This window comes from Clostridium sp. CTA-17, assembly GCF_054767895.1.
Genome location: NZ_BAAABF010000006.1, coordinates 96,843 through 111,339, shown reverse-complemented (window position 1 = coordinate 111,339; position 14,497 = coordinate 96,843). Strand labels below are relative to the sequence as shown.

Sequence of the window (14,497 nt, the reverse complement as noted above, 5' to 3'; positions counted from 1 at the left end):
ATAACATTTATGTAAAATCACTATAAATTAATACGCCCTAACATACTATTTTTTATAGTAATATTAGGGCGATTATTTTTTTATTAATTATTTAGTTATCTTCTATAATTATTTATTAAAATATGCTTGCATTACTCTAGCTGTAACAGGGGCTGCCACCTTTGAACCTGAACCACCATTTTCAACTATTGTTGCAACAGCTATTTTAGGGTCATCCGCTGGAGCAAAAGCTATTAACCATGCATGAGAATTTCCATCAGGAACCTGTGCTGTACCAGTCTTAGCTGCTACATTCATTCCTTTAAAATATCCCCAGTTATCATTTATTCTATCTTTTGCAACACCTTGCATATATTCATTTATTATTTGAGCTTGTTCTTTGCTCATAACTGTATCTTTTTTAGTTGAGTTAAACTCTTTTACAGTATCCCCATCTTTATCAACGACTTTACTAACTATATAAGGTTCCATTCTAACTCCATTATTAGCCACTGTTGCCGCAACCATAGCCATTTCAATTGGACTTGCTAAAACTTCCCCTTGACCTATAGCATCATAAGCTATCAGACCTTTATCAACTGTTTTTCTATTAGGGAAACTTCCTGAATAAGCTTTAAGATTTCCTAAATATAAATCTTTATTAAATCCATATTTTTCTGCTGTCTCTCTTAGATTTTTATTTCCAAGTTCTTCTCCAAGAATTCCTCCAAATACTACGTTACTTGAAACTGATAAAGCTTTTCTTAAACTTATGTTTCCATAAGCAGTTCCATTTTCATTTGGTAAATCTTTTGTACCAACATTTATAGAACCAGTATCATTGAAAGTTCTTTGAGTTATACCTGAAAGATTTTCTAAAGCAGATGTTAAAGTTACAACCTTAAATGTAGACCCTGGAGGATATTGACCATTTAAAGCTCTATCAACTAATATGGCATCCTTAGAATTTCCATTAGGATTGTTAGCAATTTCATATGTTTCTTTCATATTGTTAGGATTAAATCCTGGCTTTGAAACGCTTGCTAACACCGCTCCAGTCTTAGGGTCTAATGCAACTACAGCTCCTCTATTAGCTCCTAAAGCCGCGTATGCTGCCTTCTGTAAATCAGTATCTAAAGTTGTTACAATACTATTTCCTACCTTTTTATCACTTTCATTTCTTTCTTTAAAATCTTTTTTGAAATTAAATGATTTTAAGAAAGATTTTAATGATACATTTTCATAAGTAGTTAACTCTTTTGAATATGCTCCTTCTAAACCTGCATTTCCATATATTCCACTAGCATATCCAATTGGATGAGAATATATTTCTCCATAAGGATATTCTCTTTTTTGAGTTAAATCACCACTTTTAGTACTTTTAGCTAGAACATTTCCATTTCTATCTTTTATCTCTCCTCTTATAACCTCATTTTGAGCGGCCATAACAGCAGAGTTACTATCCATCTCAGCTATCTTTGGAACTTTTATTAATTGGAAGTAAGCTATGTAACTTATAAGACCTACTAATAGCACTAAATAGACTAACATAACTTTTTTTATACTTCCTGATAAATCTTTTTTCTTTGCCATCTATCTTAGTCCCTCCTCTGAAATTTTCTGAAGTATTCCTAAGGCAACGAACACTGTAAGCATAGATGTTCCACCATAACTAACTAAAGGTAAAGTTATACCTGTTAATGGAATTACTGCAAATACTCCTCCTATAATTACTAAAACTTGAGCAACTATAAGTGTACTAAATCCAACAGCATTTAATTGTGAAAATGGATCATCTGTATTTAGTGCCGCTCTTATTCCTCTATAGAATAATAGGAAATATAATAATAATAATCCTATACCAAAAACAAGACCTAACTCTTGTGCTATTAAGGTAAATATAAAGTCAGTGGATCTAAATGGTACTAATTTAGGATAACCATTATAAAGTCCAACTCCAAACATACCCCCTAAAGACATAGCATAAAACCCTTGAACTATCTGATAACTCTCCTTATTAGCATACTTCCAAACATCTTTCCAAATCTTTATTCTGTTTCTGACATGGCCAAACAAGAAATAACTTACTGTTCCTCCTATTGCAAACAAGCCTAGTCCAGTAGTAACATACTTCCAGTTACAAGTAGCTATGTACAGCATAGTTATAGATACAAAGAAGAACATTAAAGCTGAGCCTAAGTCTTTTTGTAAAACCATAAATCCTAAAGAGTACATTACAACTAATGCAGGCTCTAGAAGCTGTTTAAACTCATATTTTATATTATCTTTCTTTTCATAATTCATTAAAGCAGATGCTAAGTAAAGTATTAAAAATATTTTACCTATTTCAGAAGGTTGGAAACCAAAACTACCTATGTAAACCCAGTTTTTTGCTCCATTTATAGTCTTACCAATAACCATAGCCATAGCCATAAAAACTAAAGTACCACCCATATAAATATACTTATACTTAGCAAAACTTTTTAAATCTGGCATAACTATTACAATACCCATATAAAGGGCTATTCCTAAACTAAACCAAACTAATTGCTTAATTGCTAATTTAGGATCTAGTCTATAAAGAACCGCTATTCCAACTACAGCTAAAACCGATGCAAAGATAAGCATATATTTATCTCCATCTGGATAGAATTTTCTTATTATAAAATGTGAAAAACCAATAATAATTATTAATATACCCGCTATTATAAAAGCCATTTTGTCTATAGGAGTCTGCTTAACAGCTATATTAGTAAATAAGGCTAAGCATAAAAGATAGACTAATAGCAACATCCTTTTTTCATACTTTAAAGTAGTATTCATATTCTCACCTCTTCTATCCTATAACCTTAAATACTGTACTTCCCATTCTTATTTGATCATTTACTTTTAATCTCACTCTTCCCTCTACTTTTGAGTCATTTATAAATGTACCATTTGTACTTGCTAAATCTTCTAAATAAAAATCATTGTTTTTAACATAAATTTTAGCATGATATGATGATACAAACTGATCATTTAGCACAATTGAATTATCTTCTCTTCTCCCAATAGATATAGTGCTCGTCACTGGTATAACCGAGCCAATGCCTAGAGTTCCATTAGAGATTGTCTTTAAGACTTCTAATCCATGTGCTTTCTTTCCAGGGGCTTTCTTCTTTTTCCCGCCTTTAACATCTTTATACATTATCTTTAATGCATAATAAATTATGGAATATAGTATTACTATAAATATTATTCCAAAAACCCATGTCATTAGTTTCGAAAACATCACTTCACCTCTACATATTTTATATTTCTTTTATATTTTACTTTATTTAATAACTTGATTATACAATAAAAGATTACAATTTCATAATCATAATTAAAATCCCTAATTATTATATCATCTAAAAAAGGGAAATTTATGATATTTATATTTTTATTTTACTTCCTTTTATATTTTTCTAACATTATTTTAATTTTATAACCATTTAACTTACTAACTTAATATAATATCTATCAATAAAAGATAGCTATCAATAAAAGATAGCTATCAGAATTTATAGCCATAAATTCTGGTAGCTACTTAAAATAATCTATTCTTAAATAATATATTTACTTTTTAAAATTATATTCCTTTATTAAAGATATTTCTTTAAATATTTACCTGTATAGGATTCTTCAACCCCAGCTATTTTCTCAGGAGTTCCTGTGGCAACAATAGTTCCACCTTTATCTCCGCCTTCTGGCCCTAAATCAACTATATAATCTGCACATTTAATCATATCTAAATTATGCTCTATTACTATTACTGTATTTCCTCCATCAACTAATCTTTGAAGTATTTTTACAAGTCTATTTACGTCGTGTATATGAAGGCCTGTTGTAGGTTCATCTAAGATATATAATGTTTTTCCTGTACTTCTCTTAGATAATTCATAGGCTAATTTAATTCTTTGAGCTTCTCCACCTGATAATTGAGTTGAAGGTTGACCTAATCTTATATATCCTAAGCCAACATCCATTAAGGTTTGAAGCTTATTTTTTATTCTTGGAATATTTTCAAAAAACTCTAAAGCCTCCTCAACAGTCATGTTTAATACATCAGCTATATTTTTCCCTTTGTACTTAACTTCTAAGGTCTCTCTATTATATCTTTTTCCCTTACAAACTTCACATGGAACATAAACATCAGATAAAAACTGCATTTCTATCTTTATTATTCCATCTCCGCTACAAGCTTCACATCTTCCACCTTTTACATTGAAAGAAAATCTTCCTGGTTTATATCCTCTCATTTTAGCTTCTTGAGTTTGTGAGAACAGCTCTCTTATTATATCAAAGGTTCCAGTATATGTAGCTGGGTTACTTCTTGGAGTTCTTCCTATTGGACTTTGATCTATATCAATAATCTTATCAATATTTTCATATCCTGTTATTTCTTTAAACTTTCCTGGTAAATCCTTAGCTTTATTTACGATTTTATTTAATCCCTTATAAAGAATTTCATTAACTAAGGTACTCTTTCCAGATCCTGAGACTCCAGTAACCATAGTTAGAGTTCCTAAAGGAAATTTAGCAGTAACATTTTTTAAGTTATTTTCCTTAGCACCCTTAACTGTTATGAAATTTCCATTGCCTTTTCTTCTTTCCTCTGGAAGCTCAACCTTTTTAGCGCCAGTTAAATACTTACCAGTTAAGGAATTTTCATTTGACATTATTTCATCTAAAGTTCCTGAGGCAACTATCTCTCCGCCATGTTCTCCTGCTCCTGGCCCTATATCAACTATGTAATCTGCTTCTCTCATAGTATCTTCATCATGTTCTACTACTATAAGGGTATTTCCCACATCTCTAAGTTGTTTTAACGTAGATATAAGTCTATCATTATCCCTTTGATGTAATCCTATTGAAGGCTCATCTAATATATATAATACTCCCATAAGTTGAGATCCTATTTGAGTAGCCAGTCTTATTCTCTGAGCTTCTCCCCCAGATAAAGTTCCTGCTTTTCTAGCTAAGTCTAAGTAATCTAAGCCAACATTTATTAAGAAACTTAATCTAGATTGAATTTCCTTTATAATTTGACTACTTATTATCTTATCTTTTTCTGAGAAATTTATTGAGTTTATAAAATCCAACTCTTCTCTTATAGCCATGCTTGTGAATTCAAATATATTTTTTCCTCCCACTGTAACTGCTAAAGCTTCTGGTTTAAGCCTTGCACCCTTACATTTAGGACAAGGATTATCACTCATATATTTTTCTATTTCAGCCTTCATGGTATCTGAGTTAGTTTCCATATATCTTCTTCTTAAATTGTTTATTTCTCCCTCAAAGGAATGATTATATACAGCTGTTACATTTTCTTTTGTATATGTAACCTTTAATTTTTCTGGATCTCCATACATTAAAACCTCTTGAACCTTCTTAGGTAAATCCTTATATGGAGTATCTAAATCAAAGTTATATTTTTCCATTAAAGCTTTAAGGACACAATAAGTCCAAGATTCTTCCTTCATTCTTGAGTCTCCCCAAGTAGAAATAGCTCCTCCTCTTATGCTTAAATCCTTATTAGGAACCACTAAATCCTCATCAATTTCCATTAAAGTTCCTAATCCATCACATCTTTCACATTTTCCAAAGGGTGAGTTAAAGGAGAACATTCTTGGTGCAAGTTCATCTATACTTATACCACAGTCAGCACAAGCAAAATGCTCACTATAAAGTCTATCTTCCTCCCCTATTATATTAACTAAAACTAACCCTTCAGCCATTTTAAGAGATGTTTCTATAGAATCCGTTAATCTTCCTTCTATTCCGTCCTTAACAATTATTCTGTCAACTACAGCTTCTATATTATGCTTTATATTCTTTTCAAGTTTTATCTCATCTTCTGTTAAATCATAAATTTCTCCATCTATTCTAGCTCTAACAAAACCTTGCTTCTTTATATTTTCAAGAACTTTTTCATGAGTTCCTTTTCTTCCTCTTATTATTGGAGCCAAGATCATTATTTTACTTCTCTCTGGCAATTCCATAATTTGATCTACTATTTGATCCACAGATTGCTGAGTGATTTCTTTTCCACACTTAGGACAATGTGGCACTCCCACTCTTGCATATAATAATCTTAAATAATCATATATTTCCGTTACTGTACCTACAGTGGATCTTGGATTCCTAGAAGTTGTCTTTTGGTCAATAGATATAGCAGGTGAAAGTCCTTCTATTGACTCAACATCTGGTTTATCCATCTGTCCTAAGAATTGTCTTGCATAAGATGATAAAGATTCTACATATCTTCTTTGTCCTTCTGCATAGATTGTATCGAAAGCTAGAGAACTTTTACCTGAACCTGAAAGTCCTGTAAAAACAATAAGCTTATCTCTAGGAATTTCTAAACTTACATTTTTTAAATTATGTACTTTTGCACCTTTTACTATTATCTTATCCTTCATAAAACTCTGCTACTCAAAATATGACCCAAAATATCCATATTGAAAAATCATTTTCTCTATAATAAATTGTTATATTAATTAATCTTTCATAAAAAGTTTGTCTTTTCACTACTTCCTTTTGAATATTTTGACTAGTAGCTTCTCCCTTCTATTTTATTTTTAAATTTCATATTTCCTTGAAAGTTTGTCTATTGTATTTAATATCAATCTGCCCTTTGGTTTAATGTGTCACCTATAAATATTGAGTTTTAAATCTGTTTGAATAATTCATCATTTTTTCCAACTGTCTATACCGCTTATAAATGTTCAGTTTATAGTAATAAGATTACGCAAATCTAACTAACTTCATATATTATTATGCCTATAAAATTAGTGTATTATCTAAGAAAGTACACTTAACTTTTCCCTTAAAGTTATTTAAGTGATTTCACTGTATTATTACCATATTAGCCTCTTTTAAACCAAACATAAGTTCGCATAATAATATTTTAATTCTCTCTCATTTATATGTCAAATTCTTTTTTTATAATAATTATTATCCTTAAATTATTTTCTAAATTTTCAGATAATTCAAAATATTTTTCTGTATTTTTTCATATTATATAGTAATAAAACCTTTAAAAGCCATCTCATTTAGGCATTAATATTAAATTTTATTTTGTTTTAATAAGATACTCCTCCAAAACAAAAAGTATTAATGCCTAAATTAATATGAAACCACTTATATATCTTTGTAGGAGGATTATTATGAGGAAATCTGGTGAATGTATGATTAAGGTTTGTACAATAAATGATGATTTTTTAAGTTGTAATTCTATAAAATCTAATATACCTTTTAATATAAGTGAAAAATTGATTGAACTTTATTTAGATTGGAATTGCAAGAAAGAATCTCTTTATTACTTTCTTAAAAATCAATGTGACTTATATCCTTTTATTACTCCTTATGTTGAGAATTATTTTGAAGATATAATAGAATTGTTTAAAATCAAGAATATTCAAACTCCTACGAACATCTATTATGATTTTTTAGACAACCCTAGCTCTAAAATTCCATGTGAAAATATTGTTGATATAGCTGAATGGAATACTTCATATTATTCATATATTTTTAAGGAAGATGATGATTTATTTTTGAAATAAGTACTATAAAAAACAAAGAGTGGTGAGCAAATTTATGCTAACCACTCTTTTATAGAATTTAAAGTATTAAGGCAATTTTATTGTTAATTCAGTAAACATTTTACTTACACCTATTAACAAATTTATTTTATCATGTATACTATATGTATAGTTATGACATATGTCTTATAATATTTGCTTTTATAGGAGGTAGTCCATTGATATTGGTAAAAAATCAAGGAAAGCTACTTGAATTAATAAATAAATACAAACTTAACTCTATATTTTCACAAGAAATTATGCCCTTTTTAGAACTTCATATGTTTAAAAAAAATGAGCATATATGCTTTATGAATGAAGAACTTAACTACCTTTACTTTTTTGTTGATGGCAAAGCAAAAGTATACAAAACCTTACCTAACGGGAAGTCTTTACTTTTGGAATTTTATGAACCTGTCCAATTAATAGGTGATTTAGAATTAATATCTAAGATAAAGGCAAACTGTAATGTTAAAGCATTAAAATCTAGTCTTTGTATAGCTATTCCTATACAAGCTGTAAATTCAATAGCTCTTAAAGACCTTAATTTTCTTATGTACATAACTAAAAACCTTTCAAACAAACTTGCAAAATGCTCTGTAACAAGCTCCATAACTATTACTTACCCACTTGAAACCAAACTTGCTAGTTATCTTTTAGCAATGAATAGTAATAATATAATTATGATTGATAATTATTCAAACTTGGCTGATTTGTTGGGTACAAGCTATCGTCATCTAAATAGAGTTTTAAATAAATTAGTTGAAAAAGGAATAATAATAAAAGATAAAAATGAAATAAAAATTCTTAATAAGGAAGAGTTAGAAAATATTTGCGTAGACTTAAATTAACTATAATAAAATCAAAAGAACCCATTTATATTTTGATAATAACTATTTATCAAAATATAAATGGGTTCTTCTTTTTTATACTGTTTTATTAATTTTTTCAATTTTAATTTTTAATCTATACTTATTAACCATAAAACTTACTATAAATAATACTATTGACACTATTAGATTATTTAAAAATCCACATATATTAAATCCAATAGTAAATATATCGGCTATATATACTATAAATGCATTTACTAGAAAAAGAAATATTCCAAAAGTAAGAACTGTAATTGGCAAAGATATAATTTGAAGAATTGGTCTTAAAGTAAACCCTAGTATAGTAAAAATCGCTGAAAATATAACTATATTTAGCACACTTTTTGCTTCTCCAAGATTAAAAAGGTAAATTAATATCAATACCACCACTAGATTAATAAAAAAATTACTAATTATCCTCTTCATTTTTCCTCCTATACTAGTTTAATCTTTATACTTATATTTTCTTTTCCTAAACTTAAATCAAGAATTTCACTTTCTTCACACTCTCTAAATTCCTTTAATGCTTCTAAACCACCATATAGATAATTAATATAATTTTCTAATTTTCTTAATCTAAAGATCCACTTTAGAAAACTTAATAAATCTATAATATCATTTAAGATAAGATTAATCACAGCAATAGGAAGGCTAATTCTTAACCAGTTAATACTAGGTAAAGTTATTTTTATATAAACAAAATTTTTCTTAGTCAACATAAATTTTTACTATAACTTTTCCATCATCTTTATTGTTTATATCAACATCACAGATAGTTGGATCATCTAATTCACCATTTTCAATTTCTTCAATTACTTTTTTAAAGTCAATATCCTTTAAATTAACTCCACCTTTTTCAATATTATTCATAGCATCTTCTGGTATAAATTTAGTAAATCCACTAGCAACCTTTATTAAACTTAGAGGAATACTTAAATTAACTTTTACTTCCTCATTTTCAACTTCAACTTTAACTTTAAGTGTTTTGTATATCTTTTTCTTTATAACAAACTCTTCTTTATTTTCCCCTAAGGCATTTAATAATTTCATTCCCTCTTCTGGACTAATCTTACCTTCACTTATCATCTCTAATATTTTTTTCTTTTCATCCATAAAAATTCTCCCCTTTTATTTTAATTTCTCTAATTCCTTTAAAGCTTCACTAGATGTTATTTCTCCTCTATCTAGCTTTCCAAGTATAATCTCTCTCTCCCTTTTTTTATCCTTTTTTTCATCTTCTAATTCTTTATCTTCAAACCCTAAGGCTGTTATTAATTGATTTAATCTACTCTTTACAGTTGGATAGGATATATCTAGTTCTTTTTCTATTTCTTTTATACTTCCTTTGCACTTAACAAATATCTTTAGAAAATATTGCTCTTCTGGAGTTAAATTACAAAAATCACAGCCCTTAAATTCACCTTCAATTTTAGTTTTACATTTTTCACATTCTAATTTAACTATTTTTAGTTCACTATTACACACTGGACATTTGCTTGGTCTTACGTATCTCAAAAAAGCACCTCCTTTTATATACATTATACTATCTTAAATTAATAAAAATCAATATATAAATTAATTTTATTAATTTATATATTGATTTATTTAATATAAATATTAATTATTTTAAGTTTTGTTTTTGTTTGTTTAAAATAAACATTAATTTTCATTGCAATAATAATTCATTGCCTCACTTAAAAAGTTAGTAAATCCTTCTCCATATTTATCTATATTCTTAGTAAACCTTTCATCATAAATATACATATCTGCAAGCCCTTTAAATATCTCAATACTACATTGGTAGAAATTTTTACTTATAAGCATTCTCCACTGATGAACTAAGCTCTGAACCTCTTCATCTGAAACATCTCTATCCATGAGTTCTGCTAAATTTTTATATAAATCATCTATTTCTCCCATTATATTATTCCAGTCTTCTTTTGAATATTTGCTTGTTTTTTTCTTTGACTCCTTATAAGCATCACTTTTTCCATACTTATTTTCTACTTCTTCCTCATAAAGTTTATTGTGTTTTTCTATATCAAATCCTTCAAACATACCTTTTTTGTTCATTATAAATTCCCCTTCCATATCTTTAATTGTGTTTTCTATGGTCTCAACTATTTTATTTAATCTATTTCTCTTATCTATTATCAATTGTTTTTGTGTTCTTAAAGTTTCCTTTAAGTCTAAATTTTCATTACTTAAAATCTCTTTTATTTCTTTTAAAGAAAAATCCAATTCACGGTAAATTAATATCTGTTGAATAAGCTTTAGATCATTGTCATTATATAATCTATATCCAGATTCACTTATAGCTGTAGGTCTTAAAAGTCCTATTTTATCATAATGATGTAGCATTCTAACTGATATTCCTGTTAATTCTGAAACTTCCTTAACTCTATACATATAACCACCTCCTGGAATTTATATTACTCCCTAACACAATGTTAGAGTCAAGGAGAAAATATTAATATTACTAATAAATATATCCTAAAATAAAAAGGTTACACTCACTTAATATGAATGTAACCTCTTAACTAAATTAATATACTTTCTATTTTTTAAATATTATTACCCACTTATTTCTATGTCTTTAGTTAAATTAACTACCCAAACCTTTGATAGAACTCTAGGCAATCCAAAGATGGCTTTAACTATTTCTTCTGAATAAGTAAATAATACTAACATATATATTGAAAAGCCATTTATTGCTCCAAAGAATGTTAATGGTATTGATACAAGCCACATACAGCCAAATTCTAGTGCAAAGGCATACTTTGTATCGCCTCCACTTCTTAATATTCCTACAATGACAAGAATATTAAATGATTTTAAGCCCATTAGAACTCCCATTATTACAAAAATTTTGCTTAAATCTCCAGCCATAGTTGAAGATGTACTATAAACTTTAAGTAATATTGGAATACTTAATATTAACATTCCTCCTAAAATACTTCCCACAACAAAAACTATCTTAGAAAACTTATTAGCATAATCTATAGCTCTATCAGTATTATCTGCACCAAGCTCATTTCCAAGCATAATAGCTGCTCCAGTAGCTATACACATAGCTAACATTATAAATAGATTAGCTGTGCTAGTTGCAATCTGACTTGCTGCTATTGCTGATGTACCAACCATTGCATAGGCTACAGAATATGAAACTGATCCAATAGCCCAAGCGAAGTCATTTATAAATATAGGCATTCCCTTAGACATATAAACTTTGAAAAAGTCTTTATTTATTCCTTTAATATCATTTATATTAAACTTAATTATATAATCTTTATCTTTTAAAATAACATATCCAACTAATAATAAACATTCTATTATTCTGGCAAATACAGTAGATATAGCTGCTCCCTTAACACCTAACTCTGGGAATATACCTATTCCAAATATTAAGCAATAATTAAATATAATATTTATAATAAGAGAAGCTCCACTACAAAACATTCCTAGTTTAGGATTTCTCACAGCCCTAGCCCCTGCACTTATTACCATACTCAATGCTGTTAAAGGATATGAAATAGCAATAACAACTAAATAACTCTTACAAAGTTCAACTACTTTTGGGTCAGTAGAAAAGATTCCTATTATAAGTTCTGGAAAGAAAAATGCTAAAACAAAGAATATAAAACTAAATCCTAAACATAGGATAGTACTTAGTCCCATAACTTTCTTTATACTTTTTCTATCATTGCTCCCATAAAATTGAGATATAAAAAGTCCTGTAGCTCCTGTTAATCCTATTAATCCCATATTAAATAAGAAAAACACCTGATTAGCCACACCAACAGCTGCTATAGATTCCTCACCTAAACTACTTATCATAACTGTATCAATTACATTTACAGAAGTTGATATAAAGTTTTGAACTATTATTGGAATACATAAAACTAATAATACCTTATAAAATTCTCTATCTTTACCCACTAGCTTCTTTTTTATAAATAAAGTTACTCCTAATATAATCAAAGCTGTCACAAAGAAATAGACTCCAAAATACATTGGTGAAAGTCCAAACAAAAAATCTCCCCCTAATTCATATATTTTATTTTAAAAATTTATCTAATGACTAAAGAAATCATTAGATATAAACACTATTTAATAATAACATCATTTTTAATAAGAAATAAGTCTTAATAAATATAAAAATTATTCAATATAAAAATATAAAGTGCTACATGTAAACCCTCCACCAGCTTTTAAAATCTCTGAATAATCTAAGTAAAACACTTCAAAATCAGCCTTTTTTAACATATCAACCACTGTTTTATTTGAAGTGACTATTCTCCCTTCACCTAAGGCTACTATATTAGCTCCTAGTTCTTCAGATGTCTTTTTATCAATGTTATAACAAGTTTTTATTCTCTTTTTAATTTTATCTTTATCATATAAATAATCACTAATTATGCATTGATCCTTACCTAATATATTAAAAACACAATCTAGATGAAGCATCTTTTCCTTATTAAAATTTACTTCTATAATTTCATATCCCATATTATATTCATTTATATATTCTTTTAGTTCCTTAATTGCTTCTAAGCTAGTTCTTTCGCTTAATCCTACAAAGATGTAATTTTCATATACTACTACATCTCCACCTTCTATTTTATTCTCCATTCTATATACTTTTAAGTTATGATTTTTTATGTACTTTTCTAAAGCTTTAGTTTCTTCTATTCTCTCTTTATTACTCATCTTAGAAATAAACAGTGTATCCCCCATAACAAAGCCTACATCCCTTGTGAAAACTTGATTTTCTCCATATATAGGTTCTAAAAGTTGAACTTTAACCCCTTCTCTGCTAATTAAATTTATAAAGTTATTGTATTGCTCATACATTAAGGGATAATTTATTTTCATCTTCCCTTTAACTTTAAAACTACAAGGATAACATACTATTACAGTTTTAAGTTTTCCATATCCCTTATTATTTCTTATTTCCATACTTTCACCTCATTTTATACAAAATACTTATTACTTATTATTTGAAAATTATTATTCATATATCCTAATAATTTATCTTTTGTTTATTAAATATTTTGTAATAAATCTAGGTTAGTATATTTCTGTAATAGTTTATATTTAATTAGAGTTTTCTCTACTAAGACTGTTTAAAATCATTCCAAAAACAACTAATAATATTCCAATTACTCCAAACACCCCTGGTACTCTATCATTAAGTATAAAAATCCCACCTAAGGCCGTAAATATTACTTCTCCAGACTGAGTTGATTCTATTACTGCAAGTTTATGTGCATCTTTGCTTACAATATCAGTTGCCTTAAAAAATAATATTGTAGCAATAACCCCTGAAAAAATAGCTACTAAAAATGTTTGAAAAATTTGTTGTGTACTAGGAAAACCAACTGATGATATTCCATATATGGATAATATAATCCAAAAAGGCATACTACATAAAGTCATTCCAAAAACTCTTTGAATAGTATTAAGATTCTCACTACAAAATTCCATCATTTTACGATTTCCAAGTGGATAAGAAAATGCTGCTATAATGACAGGTATTATTACTAAAAAACTTTGTAAGAAAGAAATATGTTTTGCTTCTCCAAAAAGCATTAGAAATATTCCTATTAAAATTATTGAAGATATTATTAAAGTTTTTTTGGGGATTTTATTTCTTACTTTAACTATTCCACTTTCAGTTTTTATGTATTTAAAAAATAACGGAGACATAAGTGCTCCTGCAATTATAGTTATTTGCCAAGTTCCTGCGACAAGCCAAGAGGCACCATATTCTGATGCAAAACTTAATGGTGCATAAAATAATCCAAATCCTACTGTGCTCCAAAGAATCCATTTAATAGGACTATTTATTATACTTTTTAAAACATCAATTAATTGATTCTTTGTAAGTACAATAAAGAATAAAATAGGCAACATAAAAATATAACGTAAAGATGAACTCCAAATCCAGCTCCCTCCTGAAATATTCATACTTCTATTTAATATAAAAGTGAATGAAAAAAAGAACGCCGATCCTATTCCATATGTAAGTGCTTTTTTCAA

14 protein-coding genes are annotated in these 14,497 nt (G+C 28.0%); 2 read left to right on the top strand and 12 right to left on the bottom strand.

Going from position 1 to position 14,497, the window contains the following annotated elements; genetic code table 11:
• Window positions 1-108: 108 nt before the first annotated feature.
• The 4 genes from ACYUCG_RS10990 to uvrA form a co-directional block, all read right to left on the bottom strand.
• Window positions 109-1,572, bottom strand: a complete 1,464-nt coding sequence (locus ACYUCG_RS10990; RefSeq protein WP_139932689.1) for a peptidoglycan D,D-transpeptidase FtsI family protein — start codon at window positions 1,570-1,572, stop codon at window positions 109-111.
• Complete coding sequence (locus ACYUCG_RS10985) at window positions 1,573-2,802, bottom strand: FtsW/RodA/SpoVE family cell cycle protein (RefSeq protein ID WP_283703892.1); 1,230 nt, start codon at window positions 2,800-2,802, stop codon at window positions 1,573-1,575.
• A 13-nt stretch (window positions 2,803-2,815) separates the two neighbouring features.
• Window positions 2,816-3,250: an FHA domain-containing protein gene (locus ACYUCG_RS10980; protein ID WP_003473867.1), complete on the bottom strand. Its 435-nt coding sequence runs from the start codon at window positions 3,248-3,250 to the stop codon at window positions 2,816-2,818.
• Window positions 3,251-3,602: 352 nt separating this feature from the next.
• Window positions 3,603-6,422, bottom strand: a complete 2,820-nt coding sequence (gene uvrA / locus ACYUCG_RS10975) for an excinuclease ABC subunit UvrA (protein WP_460268620.1) — start codon at window positions 6,420-6,422, stop codon at window positions 3,603-3,605.
• 747 nt (window positions 6,423-7,169) lie between these two features.
• Here uvrA and ACYUCG_RS10970 point away from each other — a divergent pair.
• On the top strand, window positions 7,170-7,565 hold the full coding sequence (locus ACYUCG_RS10970) for a hypothetical protein (RefSeq protein WP_283680464.1): 396 nt from the start codon (window positions 7,170-7,172) through the stop codon (window positions 7,563-7,565).
• Between the two features lie 197 nt (window positions 7,566-7,762).
• A complete protein-coding gene (locus ACYUCG_RS10965; RefSeq protein ID WP_460268619.1) occupies window positions 7,763-8,434 on the top strand; it encodes a cyclic nucleotide-binding domain-containing protein in 672 nt (223 codons plus the stop codon).
• Window positions 8,435-8,509: 75 nt separating this feature from the next.
• Here the strand turns inward: ACYUCG_RS10965 and ACYUCG_RS10960 are convergent, their stop codons facing one another.
• The 8 genes from ACYUCG_RS10960 to ACYUCG_RS10925 form a co-directional block, all read right to left on the bottom strand.
• The gene (locus ACYUCG_RS10960; protein ID WP_333959878.1) at window positions 8,510-8,881 is read right to left on the bottom strand and encodes a phage holin family protein; all 372 of its coding nucleotides are present in this window, start codon (window positions 8,879-8,881) and stop codon (window positions 8,510-8,512) included.
• 8 nt (window positions 8,882-8,889) lie between these two features.
• Window positions 8,890-9,174 carry a hypothetical protein gene (locus ACYUCG_RS10955; RefSeq protein ID WP_139932683.1) on the bottom strand — a complete coding sequence of 95 codons (285 nt, stop codon included), beginning with the start codon at window positions 9,172-9,174 and terminating at the stop codon, window positions 8,890-8,892.
• Window positions 9,164-9,568, bottom strand: a complete 405-nt coding sequence (locus tag ACYUCG_RS10950) for an SHOCT-like domain-containing protein (RefSeq protein ID WP_003458015.1) — start codon at window positions 9,566-9,568, stop codon at window positions 9,164-9,166. Before ACYUCG_RS10950 ends, ACYUCG_RS10955 begins: the two co-directional genes overlap by 11 nt.
• 15 nt (window positions 9,569-9,583) lie before the next feature.
• On the bottom strand, window positions 9,584-9,970 hold the full coding sequence (locus tag ACYUCG_RS10945) for a DUF2089 domain-containing protein (protein WP_003458031.1): 387 nt from the start codon (window positions 9,968-9,970) through the stop codon (window positions 9,584-9,586).
• A gap of 144 nt (window positions 9,971-10,114) precedes the next feature.
• Window positions 10,115-10,864, bottom strand: a complete 750-nt coding sequence (locus ACYUCG_RS10940) for a MerR family transcriptional regulator (RefSeq protein ID WP_460268618.1) — start codon at window positions 10,862-10,864, stop codon at window positions 10,115-10,117.
• A 165-nt stretch (window positions 10,865-11,029) separates the two neighbouring features.
• Complete coding sequence (locus ACYUCG_RS10935) at window positions 11,030-12,487, bottom strand: MATE family efflux transporter (RefSeq protein WP_460268617.1); 1,458 nt, start codon at window positions 12,485-12,487, stop codon at window positions 11,030-11,032.
• A gap of 129 nt (window positions 12,488-12,616) precedes the next feature.
• Entirely contained in the window at window positions 12,617-13,414 is a 798-nt protein-coding gene (locus ACYUCG_RS10930) for a dimethylarginine dimethylaminohydrolase family protein (protein WP_460268616.1), read from the bottom strand.
• Between the two features lie 138 nt (window positions 13,415-13,552).
• Entirely contained in the window at window positions 13,553-14,497 is a 945-nt protein-coding gene (locus ACYUCG_RS10925) for a DMT family transporter (RefSeq protein ID WP_460268615.1), read from the bottom strand.